This is a genomic window from Tolypothrix tenuis PCC 7101, assembly GCF_963874875.1.
Taxonomy (GTDB): Bacteria; Cyanobacteriota; Cyanobacteriia; order Cyanobacteriales; family Nostocaceae; genus Aulosira; species Aulosira tenue.
The window spans coordinates 1-19,659 of sequence record NZ_CAWNJS010000003.1; the positions used below are offsets into that span (position 1 = coordinate 1).

15 protein-coding genes are annotated in these 19,659 nt (G+C 41.4%); all 15 read right to left on the minus strand.

Annotated features, from left to right (window positions below):
* A partial coding sequence (locus AACU25_RS35310) for a hypothetical protein (RefSeq protein WP_339382129.1) occupies positions 1–420 on the minus strand: 420 nt, incomplete at its 3' end.
* A gap of 22 nt (positions 421–442) precedes the next feature.
* On the minus strand, positions 443–1,009 hold the full coding sequence (locus AACU25_RS35315) for a hypothetical protein (protein WP_096584973.1): 567 nt from the start codon (positions 1,007–1,009) through the stop codon (positions 443–445).
* A 4-nt stretch (positions 1,010–1,013) separates the two neighbouring features.
* On the minus strand, positions 1,014–1,856 hold the full coding sequence (locus tag AACU25_RS35320) for a phage terminase large subunit family protein (RefSeq protein WP_096584976.1): 843 nt from the start codon (positions 1,854–1,856) through the stop codon (positions 1,014–1,016).
* A gap of 10 nt (positions 1,857–1,866) precedes the next feature.
* Positions 1,867–2,085: a hypothetical protein gene (locus AACU25_RS35325; RefSeq protein WP_096584978.1), complete on the minus strand. Its 219-nt coding sequence runs from the start codon at positions 2,083–2,085 to the stop codon at positions 1,867–1,869.
* Positions 2,082–2,336, minus strand: a complete 255-nt coding sequence (locus AACU25_RS35330) for a hypothetical protein (protein WP_096584980.1) — start codon at positions 2,334–2,336, stop codon at positions 2,082–2,084. Before AACU25_RS35330 ends, AACU25_RS35325 begins: the two co-directional genes overlap by 4 nt.
* An 8-nt stretch (positions 2,337–2,344) precedes the next feature.
* Positions 2,345–2,896 carry a hypothetical protein gene (locus AACU25_RS35335; protein WP_096584984.1) on the minus strand — a complete coding sequence of 184 codons (552 nt, stop codon included), beginning with the start codon at positions 2,894–2,896 and terminating at the stop codon, positions 2,345–2,347.
* A 22-nt stretch (positions 2,897–2,918) separates the two neighbouring features.
* Positions 2,919–3,317, minus strand: a complete 399-nt coding sequence (locus AACU25_RS35340; RefSeq protein ID WP_096584987.1) for a hypothetical protein — start codon at positions 3,315–3,317, stop codon at positions 2,919–2,921.
* Between the two features lie 465 nt (positions 3,318–3,782).
* Positions 3,783–5,876, minus strand: a complete 2,094-nt coding sequence (locus tag AACU25_RS35345) for a DEAD/DEAH box helicase (RefSeq protein WP_096584990.1) — start codon at positions 5,874–5,876, stop codon at positions 3,783–3,785.
* Positions 5,873–7,069, minus strand: a complete 1,197-nt coding sequence (locus AACU25_RS35350; RefSeq protein WP_096584993.1) for a BREX system ATP-binding domain-containing protein — start codon at positions 7,067–7,069, stop codon at positions 5,873–5,875. Before AACU25_RS35350 ends, AACU25_RS35345 begins: the two co-directional genes overlap by 4 nt.
* Positions 7,070–7,073: 4 nt before the next feature.
* Positions 7,074–8,336 (minus strand): BREX system ATP-binding domain-containing protein, encoded by a 1,263-nt coding sequence (locus tag AACU25_RS35355; protein WP_096584996.1) that lies wholly within the window; start codon positions 8,334–8,336, stop codon positions 7,074–7,076.
* Position 8,337: 1 nt separating this feature from the next.
* Positions 8,338–9,177, minus strand: coding sequence for a hypothetical protein (locus AACU25_RS35360; RefSeq protein WP_096584999.1), 840 nt, complete (start codon positions 9,175–9,177; stop codon positions 8,338–8,340).
* Positions 9,178–9,349: 172 nt separating this feature from the next.
* A complete protein-coding gene (locus AACU25_RS35365; protein ID WP_096585002.1) occupies positions 9,350–11,461 on the minus strand; it encodes a DEAD/DEAH box helicase in 2,112 nt (703 codons plus the stop codon).
* Between the two features lie 2 nt (positions 11,462–11,463).
* The gene (brxD, locus tag AACU25_RS35370; RefSeq protein WP_096585003.1) at positions 11,464–12,783 is read right to left on the minus strand and encodes a BREX system ATP-binding protein BrxD; all 1,320 of its coding nucleotides are present in this window, start codon (positions 12,781–12,783) and stop codon (positions 11,464–11,466) included.
* Between the two features lie 41 nt (positions 12,784–12,824).
* Entirely contained in the window at positions 12,825–15,677 is a 2,853-nt protein-coding gene (pglZ, locus tag AACU25_RS35375) for a BREX-6 system phosphatase PglZ (protein ID WP_096585005.1), read from the minus strand.
* Positions 15,674–19,657, minus strand: coding sequence for a BREX-6 system adenine-specific DNA-methyltransferase PglX (pglX, locus tag AACU25_RS35380; protein WP_096585008.1), 3,984 nt, complete (start codon positions 19,655–19,657; stop codon positions 15,674–15,676). Before pglX ends, pglZ begins: the two co-directional genes overlap by 4 nt.
* Positions 19,658–19,659 lie beyond the last annotated feature (2 nt).

Below are 19,659 nucleotides of genomic sequence, written 5' to 3' on the forward strand. Positions count from 1 at the left end.
CCCAGCTGCATATCCTGGCCCGGTGTAACTGCCATTAAGGAGAAAATTCAACAGCATTATTAATAACCACACTCCTACAGCAGCAACACCCACAGGAGATTTAATTACATCAGATAAAAAATATACTGGATACCAGCCAAATCTCCAGGGATTCTGTGGATGCAACCTATGTGCTTTCCAAGTCTCAATATAGGGAATTTCTATCTGAGGAACTCTCGGCTTATAAGCAGTAGGTGCATTAATATACCTAACTTCTACTGGTTGAGTATCATAAGTGGTCATAGGAGAAACGCTAGGTTGCTGATTTACCATTCCTCCTTGCTGTACCTGCTGCAACATATTTTGCAACCGATTGGCAGGCACAATTGCTCCACCTTCAGAATAATCAACATCAAAATTACGGCGTTGATTTCTACTCATAATATGACCTCAAATTAACTAACTAGCTGGCGGGTTTATTATTTATTTGGGAGTTAGTATCTTCCCAAAAATCTTCATCTTGAAGTTGGGCGTAAAACTCTTCTGGAGATAACATTCCAGGTTGATTTTGCACTCCATCTTCAACAAACTGACTACTATCTACTCGCCCTAATCCAGAAACAGTAGAACGAGGAGAAAATTGAACGACATTTTTAGCAGAAAACTCGTTATTAAATCTCATCCCAGGAGGCGAAACTGGGGGGATTAAAGAAGGCTGAATATCAGTATTAGAAACACCAACATGAAGTTGTTGATTGCCAGAATTTCCTAAGTTATCAGAAACTTCATCTGTTTCTTCAACTGCATTGTTATAGTCAGAAATTCCCCAACTCAAGAAACAAGCAAACCCAGCCAGAAATATAACTGCACTCATCCAATGCACTTCTGAATTGGGAGATGGCATCATTTCAACCGTTGTCCGAGTTGAACCTTCCAGGGTAGTACGAATAGGGGTACGTTTGACTGCCGCTACAACATTGAGCGAACACAAAGCTATGCAAATTATCGCAGCAGCAAACTTAACATACATGACATCACTCCCCTGATTTATTAACAGGCTTTCTATTAGGAATTAGATTAGGTAATTGCTTCTTCATGTGTTGGAGATATATTCGCCTTTCCTCCTCTTTCTGGCGTATTTTCTCGCGGATGTCTGCCACCTGTGCCATCTGTTCTACTGGATCTAAATACCCCCGTGCCCGTAATAGCTGCGCCTGTGCAAGCGAGTATGGTTCTTGAGCATTCCTAATCTGAATTAGCATTTGATTCAGATCGACCGATGGTTGAGATTCCAAATTCTGGGCGTAATCAATCGCCTCTAATTTACCCAAGATCAAAACAGCAGCAGCCCCAGTTGGTATCTTCTCCTCAACTTTCGTACCATCAGTTTTGCGGTATCCCCAGTAAAAACTATTATTTCCAGAAGCCGCTTCTAATAAAACATCCAGCGAGTTGAACTTAACTATCTCTAGTGCTGGCATATAGTGCAGGCGGTAAAACCCAGATTTCTCATTAGCTTGCATTCTGGATATTTCACCCCGCAATTGCTGTCCCCACAATGCCGCCGCCAACTGTCGCCAGCCTGTAAGAGTAGGCGCACCTTCTACTGAGGAGTAACTGGATAGATGGTCTATATTGTAGTCAGTACGGGAAAGCTTTTCTAAGTACACTTCTCGAATTTGGGCAACTTGCGCCTTTACTTGCTGTACCTCCGATATCTGATTACCTGGAATTTGTTGCTTCCATCCAACCATTAATGCAACTGCTCCAATCACAGACAACGCACTAACAGTCGAACAAACCGTCCACAGGGTGACATTTACCTTTTGTCTTCTTCGACTTGGTTGTTTATTTCGCACAGGTGTAGGAGTAAACATAATTTACCCCTCACGTATTATCAACAACCAACAGCAACTGAGGGCGCTTGTTTAACTCGCGTGCGATCGCAATTCCCGCACCACCCACAACTATCCCGGTAAGTAGCAACAGAGGATGCAGGGCAAGCGTGGCCCCCACTCCCAATAGCTGTCCTACCATCCCGGAAACACCCAAGTTCATTAACAAACCACCCGCAGTGTTAACCAAAAAGTCAAATGCTGCACTCATACATCCTCCCTGGTAAACCAAATAACTACTAGTGCCAGAGTCAAACCAACTAATTCACCTATGCTTACACCTACCAAAATTGGCTGGATGCTGTAAATCTCCTGTTTATCCTGCGTTGGGGGAATCGCTACCCATGTCCCAACTACAGTACCAGCTACTACTGAAAGTAAATTTATACCAACTGCTTGGGTAGATGTTTTTCTCAAATTAAGTAAACTCTCATCCCGTATTCGATAGCAGATGGGTAACATCTGAGCTACTATTTCTTCGGAGATTGCCCGGTTTTCGGCTGCGAGGACTTCAACTGTCTCGGCTGCGGTGTCGATGTACCGACCAACAGAGGATGAATCTCTTCCCCCCAGTTCACCTTGCCGAAAAAATCGTTATCAATACGCGAATTGATTCGCTCTTGCGCCTGGTCGTAACCAGCCGCAACGGAAGTATTACCTTCAGCAAGCGAACTACTGCCATGAAAAACAAATTCTTCTAGAGCAAGTGTGGAAGATTCAAGCACCACTTTATGGCGTAATTCTCCTAACTGAATACCCCTGTCTGCATCCCGGTACAGTATTCCTACAAAGCTATCAGGAGAAGCTTGTTCTGGATCTACGCCAAATCGCTGTTTAATATACTCGCGCTTGTCGAACTTATGTTCGCCTACTTCTGATTTGCGATCGCGCATTGCAATCAAGTGCTGGGCAGCTTCTTCAAGGGACATACCTTCACGAGAAGCTATCTCTTTGAGTTGAACTAATTGCTGTTCAATTGTTTCGTCAAGCGTATCATTTGGTTGCAAAGCTAAATCTAACAACCGACAGCAGGTACGTACTACATCAGGCGACACCTGCAAAGTCTCTGCCACTTTGTTGATATGCTTCATTGCGTTCAATTCTCCTAATTACTGCTTGCACAATTGGGTTGTTTTTTTCTTCATCAGATATATGCTTGGTCAAAAAGTTATAAAGGGTTAAGCCATTAACTTTTTGTAAATAAGCATCTAAGCCACCAGCAGGAATTACTTGCTGTAAATATTCCTTATACGTCAACCGCCGAATTTTGGTAGCAACGTAAAAAACATCAGCAATCTCAACTGTTGCTGCATCAAAATATCCTCCCCGCTTTCGCGGTTTTACTATACCGGCATAGGGATACCACTTTTGTAAAGCAGAGATTGAAATCCCATATCTTTCGGCAAGTGTTTTTTGGGTGTAGATAACGTTTTCACATATCATCAAACTCAATTCCAAGTGAAATACAACATCAATAAAAAGCGAATTAAACTAGCGTATTACTAAACTGTTTATAAATTAAAAAATAATTTACCAAATATGCCAGTTTAGTACAGGTATAGCTCAACTCAAATACATCTATATTTCAACCTATCTCCAAATAAACTACACACTAGCCAAGTTACATACTGCCTGTTGATAATGCAAGCACGTTTGTATATATAAGTGAAAAATGGAAAAAAATAACTGTTTAGGTAAGAAACTGCTCTTACAGAAACATATAGGCAAAAATAAAATTACTAACAATTTATGTTTTAAAAACAACAATTAAATCTTAAATAATACGCTTATCAAGAATAGTCAGCGTGTTATAAACTAATAATATTTTTACATAATTCAATTGAATTATGTAAAAATATGGCAACACAGCAGTCTAATTACCGCATATATTAAAGCAACTATATAACCTCAGTTACTTATATTTAAGTTAACTTCTATTACTCTAGAGCTAACTAATCTATTTAATATTTTGATAACAGTATCATCCTTTAGCCATGTTTGAATATATTCATGCCGTTGAAGATGTAACGGTAGTAAATTTTGATAAATAGATTGCTCAGAAGAAACTTCAAATAAAGAATAAAAAATAGCTTCATATCCTTGAGGATGAATTGGTATTGATTGCCAATTAATAGGTGATTTAACTAACAATGAAATATCATCTACTTGGTAATTTCTCTGCCCCGTAATAAGTGCTACAGCTTTATTTATAAAGTATCCTGCAAATGTAAAATAGCGAATTCCTGTTAGCGAACTGTTATAAGGAATACTCTCAAATGTACACACCCTTCGTAGACTAATCACCATTTCTTCTATGCTATTTTTAAAGCATGAGGATAAAACATCAAAACTTAGTTCTTCATTGTGAATAATTTCCCACATCCGATTGCAAATAAAAGCGTCACAAGCAATACCTTTACCAGAATAGGTAAAGTCAATAATGCTGCCTTTTTCTTGCGTTGGCTCAACAATAATACATTCTGTAGATAGCTTACGTACACGCCAGATTTGACCTGCAAAACGCACTAAAACTCCTTGCCTAAGTCTCAGTAAGTTATCAACAGGCACTTCTCCTAATACTTGTGAACCATAACATAGCTCTAGCATTCGAGAGCTTAAACCAAAATTACCATAGATCATTCGATAATCTATAAGTTTATAAAGGTTTTCAGCAGCACCGTACTGGTTTTTAAAACCATGACGCTGGAGATAATTGTTATCTGCAAGTTCTGCCAAGATAGGTTCGATAGTAGAACGTGTAAGATAATTTCTGTGTTCAAATAATTTACACAAATCTGCAATACGTGTAAACCTACCTTGATCAGCTCCAATAACGCTTAGACATTGTTGACCTATAGCTCCAAATAATTCATAAGGAGCGCGAATTGGTAATTCTCCCTTCTTAGCTGCGTCAATTAATGCTAGAAAACGCAACGTATCAATTGTTACATTCTGAGAATCATCTGGTATTAAACAGATAACGTTTGTTTTATTTTGACGACGGTTACTACGGCCAATTCTTTGCAAAAAAGATTCAACTCCACCTGGAACACCCCAAAGAATGACTGCATCAATATTACCAATATCTATACCTAGTTCTAGTGTACTTGTTGTTATACATATTGCCGTTCTTGCAGCTAAAAACTGTTGCTCTGTCTCAATCCTCACTTCTGATGAAAGTGACGAGTAGTGAGTAAATATAAAAGGGCATAAACGTTCTTCATATTTTAAAAGGCTCGCTAATCTTTCGCATTCTCGGCGTGAGTTCACAAAAATCAAAAGTTTAGTTGAACTTCCTTTGATTAGCTTGCGGATTAACTGTAAGAAACTTGTTTCATCAACAATATGTTGAACATAGGCATCAATTAAACGATGAGATGGAAATTCAAGAAAATCGGCACTTTTCTCAGAACCAAATAAGAAGTCCCGCACATCTTGTAGTCGTCCAACTGTCGCCGATAACGCTGCCAATTGCAAATCGTGCTCTAAAGTTTTTTTGAGTCGTTGCAGAAGAATAGATAATTGTAAACCTCGTTGTGTGTTGTATAGAAGATGTACTTCGTCAATAACAACAGCTTGAACAGTTTGCAAAGCGATATCTTTGCGGAAAAGTAAAACTTCTAACGATTCAGGAGTTGTTACTAAAACGTGCGGTGTATGCCCAGATGCCAAATCATCGCGATCGCCGTGGCGTATCCCTATGCGAAGTCCTAGCCTATCTAATGGAGGAAGAAGTCTTTTCTCTAAATCATTAACAAGTGCTTTAGTTGGTGCAATATAGAGTATTGTCAAAGCTCCAGTTTTAGCAGCTTGTCTCCAATAACGGCTTAGTAACGGTGCTAAAACAGCTTCTGTTTTACCAGAACCTGTACCTGAAGATAATACAACGTTTCTACCCTTAATTAACGGCTCAATAGCAGCTTCCTGAACTGGGCGAAGTGTAGCAAAACGTCCGTAAAAAGCAGAAGCAACTACTCGTTCTAATATTTCAATTCCACTCATTCATTTTCCTCTAGCTGTTCGTCTAGAAATTGAACAATTGCTTTAATTGTTTGACGAGTACGGTCTTGAACTGCTATTGAGGCTACTCTCTTAACTACAGAATTAAGCCCTAATTCAATAGTTTCTGAGTTTACATCCCAACCATAAGCGATACCATGTATTGCGCTAATTTTCCGGCATAATTCTTGTAAATTATCCTCTTCAAGTGGACTCATCTCAAAGGTAGGTAGTCTGTCAAATTGAGAATAATCGTAATCCCAATGTCCTTTATTTAAGAGGCGTTGTTTGCACTTATATACAAATTCTGGTGTAACAGCAAAAAAGCTCATACCTTGAAAGCGATTACCAGAAAAAAATTGGAATAGATTCTGAAAAGCTGCTTTTTGATGCTCAATGCTACTAATATTAGATAGTACATCTTCAAATTCATCAAAAAGTATAATTAATCCTTTTAACCCAGCAGCACAAGCAAGGGTATGAATATCTCTTAGTGTAAACCAGCATTGTGCATAAGCATCAGATTTAAAGTTAAATATTATTGAATTAGTTGTATAGTTCTGCCACTTAACAGTATTAGTAAGTGCAAGTTCATGCCTAAAACACATTCGAGTTTTATAAACTAATTCTTGGTAAATTTGTTTTGTTGTATATTTTCCTGTTTGAAATAACCAATCTTCAACAATATTCTTGTCGCATCTGCCACTAATCCAAGCACGTAAAGCAATAAAATTAGCAGGCGAATCAAGAACTTGAGAAAAATCCCATTTATCTTTATTTGTTATTCTTTGCCATTGTTCTCCTGCTACACCTTTGCTTCCATACACTTGCTCACAAACAAAATCAAAAAATGGACGAGCACCTTTACCACTAGCATGAGGTATTTCCAAACCCCGCCATACTGCGCCCAAAATTTGATCCATACGATTGAAGCGAACAGATGATTTTGCATCCAACGTCACTGAACTAATTGCAAAACCTTCTTTTAAAGCAGTTTCACGGATAAATCTTAATAGGTGGCTTTTACCGGAGCCATAATTGGCTTTTAATAACAGTGCGCCGGATTTACTTTGTTGAAGCCTTACTGTAAGTTCAGCAATCTCTGATATCCTGCCTACTGTAAAATAACGCACATAGCCATCAGGAGGAATTCCTAAACGAAGAGATTCAATAACTCGCTGCACCTCTACATTCATTAAATTAATCCTCCCGCAGCCGATCCATGACATCGCCATGAATGGTTTCTACTGTTCTGATTTCTCCATCCTGATAATCATCCAAGTGGGCAATTAAAGCGGTCACAAGAACTCGCCAGAAACGTACACTACTATAAGTAGGATGGATATCAAACAAGTCTTTAACAAAAATATCAATTTCTGGTTCAGAAGGTAATTCCGCTGCGGCTTCTGGATATGCAGTTGCATAAATATTACAAATTTTTTCCGCAGCCGTTTGGTAATTAGATAAGTCTGTGTCTACTTCATCTAAATTCCAGATAGAGTCTAAAGCTCGTGGTTTGCGTTGCTCTGGTTTGCCAATCCTTCCTTGCAAAGCACCGTAAATAATAATCCCATGTTTTGCATCTACAAAGAAGTCTGGTGTTGTTGCATATACAAGAAATAAACCGTTAAGAGACTCAATATTATTTATTAAAGATAAGAGGTTATTATGAGCATCTCTTAACGAAGATTTTCTCATTATAGAATATGCTTGTTCTGCCTCATCAAATAAAATTACTAAACCCTTGTAGCCAGAAAGCCTCACAAATCCAGCTAAAGATTGCAAGATAATTTTTGCATTCTCTTTACTTACTATTTTGTTGACTTCAAATCGCCTGCGATACATAGCAAGGCTACCTTCTCCACTAAACCATTGGAGAATTTCAGACCGATTTTGCTCTTGGAGTGCTATATCGGGTGCTTCAGGTAAAAAAGTTTCCCAATATTTTTGAACCATTTTCTTAAAATCTATATCGATACTGCGCTCTAGCATGAGAAGTTCTCTAGCTTTGACATACTCTTCATAAGAAAATATATTGCTACTCGAGCGCTTACCAGTAGCAAGATAAGCTAGAGATTCTTGCAGCACCCTCCCAAAAGGAGCATTTTCATAAAAAGTATTTTCAGAAAAATAGTCTGGTGTAGAAATACTACGAATAATTGAATAAAAAACTCTCTCAAATTTATTTAATGCGGTATCATCTGCATTTAACTGTACATTAGAAACTAAGCATTCGTTTTGAAAAGCAATTTCTCTTAGTAATCTAAAAAAATGAGTTTTTCCAGTACCCCAAGAGCCGCTTATGAAACGGATAATACCTCGCTCTGTTATGCCATTGAAGTGATACTTTTTTATACCTTCAATTAATTTTTCATGACCTACTGAATATTTATCTACACCTCGTACAGGAGGAATACCTTTACGTAAAGATTCAACGATTTGGGTAGCAATCTGTCTTTGCATATTATATCTTGTTAAATAATATAAAGCCTATATAACGTTTAGTTTCTATATGAAGAAGTAGCCCTTGGTTAGTGTCCTTTGTATGTTGTAGTTCCAGCCTTACACCACCAATTTCTATTAAACCTTTTTCAACTAAACGCGATAAATCTATCAAAAATTCATCAGTACGAAATCCTTTTTCATTTCTTGATAGCTGACGTGTTATATGTCGAACAGGAATACTACTTCCATCTGAAAATTTATCCTTCTTAATAATTTCCAAATATTGCTTTCGTAGTTTTTTTAAAAAAGCTTTCGGGTCAAATTCTCTTCCAAAAACTCTTTTATGCTCGCGTTTTATTGCTTCAACTATGGCTTCAATATCAGCAGGTAATTCCCAAAGTTTTGCAGATTCATAATTGCCTAACCGTGCAGTTCTTTTTTGATCGTTTATGTGAAGCTGAAAAAACCCATTTTCAAATTTGTAGTTTGGATGAGCACTATCACGATCTAAAGGTAGATTAGCAGCATCGCAAGCATTTTGTAAATCGCGAGGAAAGTTGTAAGGCTTTATTTTCGTAGCTTGTTCTTGAGTAAACTGGTAAATTTCTTCTAAGTATGAAATAGTAGGATGGTTATCAACTTTCATCTTTTTCAAGAGCAAATCTTGCTTGTCCATAATGTCCAAAATATGGAACAGCCATCCATGTTGCATAAAAGTGGTAATATCTTCCCATAGTTTTTGGATATTGGCTGCTTCCTCCGCTTGAGCTTTAAGTTCTTTGGCTTTCTGGGCTGTGTTGATTGTTTGCTCTTCGGCTAGATGAAATAAATGGTCTGAAAAAAAATTCTCTTTTGTCATGGGTCAATCTTCATAAGCTGTATGCCACAGTAGTTTATCTGAACATCTGTATCTATTGTTCCCATTTAAGTCGCAACATTTACAGCCAAGTTACGTATTTTGGCAGTATTATGACTTTAAACGTACATTTACTTAATTTTTTATCCCTTCATAGGAACCAAAATTTATTCCATTAATCAGAAAAGCCGAAAAATTTAATTACTCCTGGCGTATCTAGCAAATAATTGCTAACCATCTCGAGAGAATATACTTCTGGTAACGCCCGCTGAAACTTACTTAAACGATATTCTGGTAACTGCGAAAGAATGAAATGTTGGGTAGCTGAATTTTCCCAGAAGGCAGGAGTACTCATCTGGGCGATCGCTAAACTTAAAGTGGCATGACCAACGCTATCGCCTTCAATTTTTAACTTGAAGTTATCAGAGATAATCTTCCAATCATGGTGAAATTGCAAGCCGTACTTGAGGGTGTGATTAATTTGTCCACCTGCAAAAGTCCACCACAGCGCCCGATCTGTTTCTAGCTGAATGCTTGATGTAGCTCCTGCTATTAATGATCTGAGGTCACAACGGTACTCATCTAACACAACTTGTGTTTTAGCATCAATGTAAGGAATAGTACTTTCTGATTGCAGTATTTCCGCAATTTGCTGACATAGTTCAAAACCTAGTAGTTGTGGAGCAAAGCCACCCCAGCTTGGTTTTTTACCACGGGGAGCAGGAACAACTCTAACTGTGCGTTCTTCATGGTTAATGTGCATAACTGTCCAAGCTCGACCACTGAGCAGGAATGAACTCATGTCTGCAACTAATTTATCAACGAACGATTGCTCTAGGGAGCCAATAGTGTAACCTGCTGGTGTTTGTACTTTGTACATTACTGGGCTGCTAAAAACTGCGTAGAGTTCCATAAAGTTTTTGCGCCCAAATACTCGTTCTGCTTTTTCCCCCATTGATAGTAGTCCGCCAGCTAGAAACAGGTAATCCTCCTGAATCATGTATTTGATCAAGATTTCAAATTCTGAGTGGGTTATGCCAGAAAAATCAGGAACTACTGAGAGTTGCTCCCAGCAACGTTCTGGGCTAATGCCACCGAATTGTAGGGTAAGTGCTAGTAGCTGATGTACAAGTACGGGCCATGCGCGTGTTTGATTTGGTATGGATTCAACCCAGCCTTTTCTAGCTAGTTCAATGATGGCGATCGCTTGCAATACTGTCTCTATATTTTCACAGAAAAATGTCGTATTAGCTTGTTGCCCCGTCCTTCGGCCAGTACGCCCCAGCCTTTGAAGAAAGGATGAGACAGTAGAAGGTGCATTAGCTTGCAATACTAAATCGAGGTCGCCAACATCAATGCCTAACTCTAAAGTCGAAGTACAAATAATGCTGGTATTTGATCCTTTATGAAAACGCTCTTCAGCCGCTGTTCGTTCTTCTAGCGAAACAGAACTATGATGAACAAAGACATCTGTACCTCGGTTACGCATCCGTTCAGCAATTTCTTCAGCCAATGACCGACTCTGACAGAAAAACAGGCTTTTCTTACTTTGCGCTAAATGACTGGCATCTTGAGCGATCGCGCCTAGTGTATCACGCAGGTAAACGCGCAAATCCTTTTTTGAGGGAACTTTGGGCGGATCGACAACGCAAAAAGAACGTTTTGATGTACCTTGGAGCCAATGCAGAATATCTACCGGATTACCAACAGTGGCACTGAGTCCAACGCGCTGCACATCGTTATTGGTGTAACGTACTAGCCGTTCCACAACTGACATCAAATGAGTACCCCGATCTGTACCTGCTAGGGCATGAACTTCATCAATAACTAAAGCACGCATATCGCCAAAGATTTTACTGTGAGGAACTTTGGCGGATAACAGCATCACCTCTAAAGACTCAGGCGTGGTCATCAATAGTGCTGTCGGCTCTTTGATAAAGGCACGCTTTTGGGAATCTTTAATATCCCCATGCCAAAGAAAGCGCCTGAGACCAACCATTTCAGTGTAATGACCCAGGCGTTCAGCTTGATTATTCAACAAAGCTTTTATTGGTGCAATGTATATTAACCCAACTCCTTCAGGCTCGCGTTCCATTAGCGTTGCTAATAATGGAAAGATAGAAGCTTCCGTTTTGCCACCAGCAGTAGGAGCTAGAATAATTGCATTATTACCGTCGAGCAGTGCATGTCCTGCTAGTTCTTGGACAGGACGCAGTGAAGACCAGCCTAAATTGGAGACAATAGCGGCTTGTAAACGGGGAGGAAAGCGAGCAAAGGCTGAAGTCATGGCTAGAACTCCACTGCTGCGTAACCTTGAATATCCGCAGGTTCTTCGTCAAAGTAAGCACGACCTTCTCGGATGAGCAATTCTACTTCATTCAAATCTGTGGGTTCAAAACCTTCTGCAATCATTGGGTCAAATTCATCATTTTCTGCTGCTAAATCTAGGATGTTGACAAACTGGCGCAGAAATTGGCGAGGAACCACTCCCACATCACCCTTGAAGCCAGCAGTAACTTTGGTAACTAGCCGTTCAATAAACTCTGAAGTGACTTTATTGACAATTCCCGTTCGATTAGCTGTGGGATAAATTTCTCGCAACTTGAGTGCCACTTCTTTTAGACGGCGTGCATCAAAGGGTTTGAGTTCTAGCTGGGGTTGGCGGGGGTTAGCAAAGCCACCAGGAGCCAGAAACTGGATACGGTCATGCAACGGTTCTAGTCCAGCGACTCCCCGTTTAGTATCAAAAAATTCAGGTGTTCCCGTATAAATCCACAATAATCCTTTGTAACGGTCAGAGGCATCACAGATTTGGCGAATCCCGTTTAAAGATTTACCACGGCTATCATGCCGCATTCGCAATACTGTTTCTACTTCATCAATGACAATAACCAGTCCCTTGTAACCTGCGGCCTTAACAATTTCGAGAATACCGTGCAAGTAGTCTAAGGCATCTCGGCTAGCAATATCTCCCTTAATACCAGCGGCTTTTTTCGCAGTAGCAGCCACATTTTCACTACCAGCCAGCCAAGAAAGCAAGGCACTGGCTTCAGCAATTTCACCTTGCTGTTTAAAAGTAAAAATAGCACGAAGAACTCGTGCCATATCTTCTGGAGCTTTACCTCCTGTCAGGGAGGCAAGTTCTTCTTCCATACGTTGCTGCACTAGAGTATCGAACTCGTCGCTGTTTTCATCTGCTCCAGCAGCAATTAGGGCATCTTCTACACGCGCAATCCAGCGATCGATAATATCGCTTAAAGCACCTCTGGGACAGGAGCTAGTGCCTAATTCTTGAACGACTTTACGGTAAACGTCATCGAATTTGTAAAAGTGTAAATCGTTATCAGAGACGACAACAAAGCTAGTAGCAAAGCCTTGAGCTTGAGCATCGAGGATGGCTAGACGGGACATAAAAGTTTTACCACAACCGTAGCCACCGCGTAAGAACTTGAACACACCTTCGCCATTAGCTGCTAGTTGAAATTGGCGATGAATTTCAGTTCGCTGTTTGTCAATACCGACGGCAAAGGCTTCCAAACCTCGTTCGGGAACAACACCTGAGCGAAGACGCTCAAAGATATGCTCAATATCTCGTTCACTAATTGCCATAGTTATTTTAATTAATACGTTTACTTTTATACATTAATTTCTTAATTTTGCTTGACGTAGCGCTTACCATTACTAGTAGTTTCAATCCTGACTGAAAAAGGAACTTTCTTGAGGTGTTCCTCAAAATCTAAGGAGAAGCGCCGCACCATTCTAGCTGAACCCAGAATCTGATTTAGCTCTGGTTCTGTAATTGAGCCGTGTTGTTGCAAGTGGAGGAACACACGCCGAACGGTTTCATCCGCAAAGCTATCTTGCCAGTCAGTATTTTTGGGTAATTCGGTAGCCGCAGCAACCTCACCCTGGAACGACCCAGATACATTGAAATAAGTTTGAGGAACTACTGACTCTACATCTTCAATACCGTCTGGGTGGTAAATTTCCAAGCGGACACGCTCATCTCGCTGTCCCTTGAGGTCAAAAAGTACCTCAACCCAGCCTCCCTCAACAGCAATTTGGAGTTGCTGGTTTTTGACTTCTGCACCAGGGGCATCCTTAATCGTAACTTGGATATCAGGTCGCTCTGGCACGCGCAAGGCGACATTAATTTCCCTGGCCCCTACGAAGCTAAGAACACCTTGGGCAACAGGCGCGGGCTTAACCCTCACTCGAATACGGCTACAATCTAAAATACTTGGCTCTGGTTTGGCTTCGATGAGATATTTCACCATTGCCAAATGAGATTGATGGCGATGGGATACTGTGAGTACAGGAATTACTCGCTCTTGCAGGCTATTGCCACCATGTACAAAGCTAGCACCAGGAATGCCTGTGCTAAAAACAGCAGTATCTTTACGGAATAGTAAGTATCCTTCTTGCCCCTCGTATTTGAGGGCGTTTAAAGAAACCGTTACCATTTCTTCTTCCGATCGCGGTTCTTTGGCAAGAATATAACGGCGGTTAGAGTCACGGTAGGGTTTTTCTTGGGTGGTTTGGTCTTGCAAGAGAAATCCGTGGTCGGCGGTAAATACAAACTCATTTATACCAATACTTTTGAGGTGGTTCCAGGCTGACTTGATTTGTTGCAGCCAGGTTTCAAAAGTTGCTAAACCTACATTAGCTTCGCCTGCATCGTCAATTTCTCGACTGTGAACAACTACAAGATTGGTATTAGCACAGCTTTGTTTGAGGCTGGTGGTTGACCAATTGCAGACCTCTGCCAAAGTCAGCCCCCGAACTCGTCTACGACCTGCACTGATATTATCAGTACTTTTCTCACTCATTGCCCGGACTCGCTCATCAGGCTTGCGTACAGTATACTCACCTGTTTTAAAACCTTTGAAACCATCATTACCCGCTAATATTACCCGACCATTTTGGGTAACAGGGGCCAGGATGTTCATGCCAACGGCGGTGATGCTGGGTAATTCGGCATATCTCCCTTTCAGCGTTACGGTAGTACCAGCACCCTCAAATTCCTGGATAAGTTCTGTTGCCATTTCGTAGCGGAAGGCATCAATAAGGAAGTAAGCAACTTTTTTGTTACTTTGGGTGAGGGGGTGTATTATTTGCTCGTAGAGAGTGCGTTGCTGGAGTTCAGCATCGGGTAAAAAGCTTTCTGTGGTGCAGATAAGGGCAAAGTCTTGCGCCAGCGTATCTGCCCAATTGCGGTACTGAAAACGAAGTTTATCCGCAGCTTCTAGGAGTTGGGCGAAGTGGGGTAAGGTGGGTTCTAGGAGTTTTAACCGCTGCTGCTCAAAGCGACGGTGTGCTTTGTCTACTTCACAGCCAGTTTGTGTATAGTAGTCTAAAGCTTCTCGCAGGGTTTGTTTGCTCTTCAGCCGCCCTGAACCTTGAATCATATAGCCCAAAGTGGCTGCATCTTTGATTAATGACCATTCTAACCTCGCAGTGCGATCGCGTTCTAGCCAAAATGAAGCAGACTCGGTGCGAGATTGTGACCATTGTAAGGCTTTCTGAAATTCCCCACTCAGCAGTGCTTGTACAGCACTCTGTAAAATGGCTGTTTCTTCCCATTGGAAGGTTTCAAATTGTCCCAAGTCTTCGGGGCTAATTTGATTCAGTTCTTGTTCCAAATGGGATTCTACAATTGCTGCTTTGGCTGCATAAATATCTGGATGGCGTTTTCGCAGATATTCCACCAGTTGCTTGCAGGTTTTTCGCAAGGGTAGAGAAAGTTGGGTCAGGGGTTGAAGTGCTTCAAGATGAGGTGGGCGGTTGAGGTCATGGACATACTCAACACACATTAACCAAGCTGCAAAGGTTTCGCCCAGGTCGAGGAAAGATAGCGGAGTGTCGCCGTGAAAGAAGCACACAAAGGCTGTGTTCATCCCTGTGTGACGGTAAAGATGTTCTGTTAAGGTATTGAGGGCAGTTTGGTCGCTGATTCTTGATAGCAGTACTTTGTCTTCGCCCAGGATACCGTCTACAATCCACTCTAAACTAAGATTTGTTAAATAAGCCGCTAGTCCGTCTTGGGGTTGGGAAAGGTGATTTTGCAGCCACACTTCGGCAGATTGTAAATCAGTGATACCATTGTTAAGGTAGTTTTCGATACTAGCAGGGTTAATGCGCCCTGTGACAGCTTCTCGAATTAATGTGTCAAAGGCTTTGCGGAAACGGTAGCCAGCGCGGTAAAGTTCCAGAATAGGAGTTTTGCGGATGGTTTCTTCCGTATGGCCGGGCATATGAATTAACAACGGTTCGGGATCAAGCCCATTGCCATAGGGTTCCAGGGCAAGTACCATCTCTAAGTAACTGCCGCGAAAAGCAACGACTGGGGCAAAAAAATCACCTCGGTGATAACGGGTGATTAATTCATCAACATAACTGTTGTAATACCCGTCTTTATCTAGCCAAATAACGATACCACGTTGACGCAGTTCCCGTTTCAGTTCTGCTTCTAAAACTGTGGTAATTGGACTTAATTGACTCATGCGGCTTCCTCCTCTTCTTGCTCAAACAGAGGGCCGAAATCTTCTTCTTGGGTTTCTTCTTTTTTACGTTTGCGTTCCCGTCGCTTCTCTTCTTTCTCGATAATTTCTTGCACTAGCTGAGGATTTTCTTTAGCAAAGGCTTGGCGCAGACTATCAGAATTTTGTTCATCAATAGTGAAATCCTCAGAAATTTCATCTTGCAAACGCAGTTCCCACTCGTAAGCTTTAGCTGAGTGATATTTCCAAAAGCAGCCGTGGGCTACGGCGAGGGAAGGATCTACTTTACATTTACCATCAACCCGTTGAGGAAAATAACGGGCGGCTAAATGTGACCAGTCATAATCTTTTTTACCTTGGGCGTTGCAGAGTTCTGACCACCATTTCTTAGGTTGGTTCCACTGGGGTTCAAGTAAAGGCCAGAGGGCTGCACTATTGACCATCACACCATCGTCTAAATCCATTTTGAAACGAGCATCAACTTCGCGCTTAATATCTTTTGCATTGGCTGGGGATGGCCCTTGTTCCGCGCACTGTCTCACTAAGTCGATAAATGCTTTGAGTTCTTCGTGGAGTTTTTGGACTTCGCTGTAACGTTCTTCAGCTTTTGTTTGTGTTTTTTTATCGCCTTGATGTCTGGCTGTGGTCAAGTCGTTGAGTTCGCCTTCTAGTTGGCTGAGTTCGGGGATGAGGTAATCTGCTAATAAGGTTTGCAATGTGTTGTCAGCCCAGCGATGAATGCTGATAAAAGCAACAAAATTTTTCCGTTGGGATGAAAGGGGAAAGTAAATTGGGTGGTTTTCGTACATCCCCAAGTGAACATCTTTAAAGAAGGATAACCGCAACCATTTGCGAAGTTGGGTTCCTTTAGCAATAATTGAGCCGTACTCGTGCCAAGTTTCTTGAATGGGTTTACAAGCTGGATGTTCTAAGCTGTCTTTTTCAGAGTAGGCGGAAAGATAAAAGATGCCGTGAGGGAGTGCAGTTGCGGGGGCTTGGTTGAGGATACCTTCGCCATTTGCACTAAATCGCGCTAATGCTACGCCGATGGAATAGGATATAAAATTGGTTGCGGGTGGTTGTTCGTAGACGGGTTCATAGTTTGGTAAAGGTGTACCCGATTGACGGTCTACTGCTGTTTGTGCCCACTCTTGAGCATATTTCCAAGCGGATGCACCTGGTTTTTTGAATTCTACAGATGTTTCGCGAGCGGCTTCGTGTTCAGTGAAGGCTGTGTCAAGTTGGGTAAAGATTTCGTCTGCTGATTCAATGGGGAAGAGAGGAAGGCGGTTAACATCGCCAACTTGAAAGCTAACTGAAGGATTAAGAGAAGCCATAATATTACGGCTTAACTTACTGTTTAGTAAACAGGTAACCGCAGATGGATTATTTGGAAAAACAGAAGCTCCTTTATCCCCAATAACACTTCTAAACCGATGCTTACGTGCTAAGAAATAACTTCCAATCATGGAAAATGCAATTCCAATAGTGAAGTAGAATTGACGACTTGGGGTTCCGTTACCACCTCCCTTTGAACCTAAATGATCGTAAGCAACTTGTTTTTCAAGAGCTGAATTTTGCCATAAGATAAGCGTATCTAATGGTTCAAACCAACTTTTTCCTGCTGCACCTTTTATGTATCCAACCCACTTGTAGGTAAACAGTTCACCACTTAAGTCTGATTCCATCCTTTTATCAAAACTAGCAAAAGCAACTTCCCAAGGAGTTCTGAGATATCTAATATTGTTAGACGTTTGCATTCCTGCTCTAACAGGAGCAGCTTCTGACAGCTTAAGTGCTTCAGCATAGTCTTTAAGAAAATCTTGTTTCCACCAATAAATAAGAGGTTTTTCTTTGATAACCTCAAAGCGATCGCTCCAAAATTCAAACCGCCCTATTTGTAATAAAACTGCTGCCCGCTTCCGCTTTGTTCGTCCGCTATCTCGTGAATTATCATCTAATGGAGTTGGCTGAATTGCTATACTACATGCTTTATTTGGTGTTGCTTTTTGAAACAGACTCATAACTGTTGCAACTACTTCATCAACTACTTCCTCAAATGCACCTCTATCTACATCTCCTAGTAATCTCAAATCAAAATTGCTGAGTAAATATTCCCGAATCTGCGTAAACTGCTGAATAAACATCCAATTCCGCATCGTCAACAACGCAGACACACCCCCAACTCTTGCTAATTGCAAACCCCGTTCCAAAAAAGCTGCATACAAATCCGCCTTTCCTTTTGGGTAATTCTTCGTAATATATCCAGCATCCGCCATCTTACTCGTTCCCTGATACGGCGGATTACCAATCACTAAATCGTAACTATTCTCACGTACTATGCGGATAAATCTGATACCTGCTGCTAACTGCTCACCTCGCAACCGCAAGCCCAAATCATCGCCACTAGTACACCTTGAGAGAAATTGCTCAAGCTTATCGAGTAAAGAAGCTTTCGTCTGCTGAAAATTGAAGTCTGATTTTTGTTCACCAAAGCCTGTAAAAATATCCCCCTGAATCACCTGTTTAAACTGGCTTTCATACTCGCTAATTGCTGCATCTACCGCGGTATCTACCTTCAACAGCGTTCCTAAATAATCTGCTCCCTGCAAAGCATATACAATCTGATTTGTCAACTTTTCTGGAATCCCCGTGGCTTCTGTCACCTCTCGCCGCAACTCCACCAACGCTGGGTCATCTGCTGGTAAAGAAGCCAACTGAAGATTAGATGCAACCAAATTCAGATGTTTAGGACTTGCTTGGGGAGAAAGTAGCCGCGCCTTCAGTATCAACGCCGCCGCCGCAATTTGTATTGCTCTGGGGTCGATATCAACACCATATAAATTATTCTCTAAAATCGACTCAACAATTTGGCGATCGCTCCAATTTTCCCCCCGATGCCTGGCCTCTTCCTGGTAAAGTGTAAATAACAACCCAAAGGCAATTACCAGGAAATGAGCCGAGCCGGTGGCAGGGTCTAAAATTTTGAGCGATCGCACAGTCTCTGGTGCATGAGTGACTGCATCTGCGGTTAATGGCTGGGGAACCCAATATTTCCAATTTTCTTCAATTCCCGGTTCAATTGGCATTAACGCATCTAAAGCCACTTCTCCTCGTTCGCGCTTTTCTCGCCACTCTTTGCGCCTTGCTTCCAAACGAGCTAAAGTTCCATCAGCTTCAACCTCAGCCGTCCAACCGTGCTTTTTGCATATTGCTAGCCACATCTGCCCCAAACTGTTATGGAGTAACCACTCCACCATGTAACGCTCTGTAAACATTTGGGTTTTACTAGCAATTTCATGGGGTTCTACTTTCCCACCCCCATTTAGCTTGGCATCTAAGGCTTCTCGTTCTGGGTCGTTCCAGTATTGGTAAACCCACCCCAAAGTTGTATCATCGAGCCAAACATCTTTTAATTCAGCAGCATCCAAAGCCTCAATTGCTGCTCTCAAGGTACTGGCGGGAATTGGGAATAGTGCTGTAACTCCGACATTGCCAAATAAACCTGGCAACTCCTGTGCCAGTTCATCGTAGAGTAATTGCAGCAGTGTTCCGTATCCTTCGGTTTCATCCTTGCACAAGTCTGGTGCAAAATCTCTAAACTCCCGATAACTCCGACTCTGCCAACCTCCTGTTAATACAGCAGGTTTAATTAAGCTCTGCGCTTCCATCTGCTTAATTACTACCAGCCGATTGAGCAAGGTTGCAGCTGCGAGTTTGACTGCTGTTTTCAAATAGCGATCGCGTATCTCCGACTCTTGTTTCTTACTTTTACCCTGACTACGGGATTGCTCATCCAGCCATTGTTCTAAGCGTTGTCGTTTTACCTGTTGCTCTTCTGCTAATCCCGCCTTATTTAAGGTTTTAATTGATAATCGATAGGTGCTTTCTATAGCGTTTTGCAAATCAGTGAGCAAACGTTCTCTTAAAGCACGAATTGTACTGGATAATTTGGATTTAGCTTCAGGAGTGAGATAAGACATTG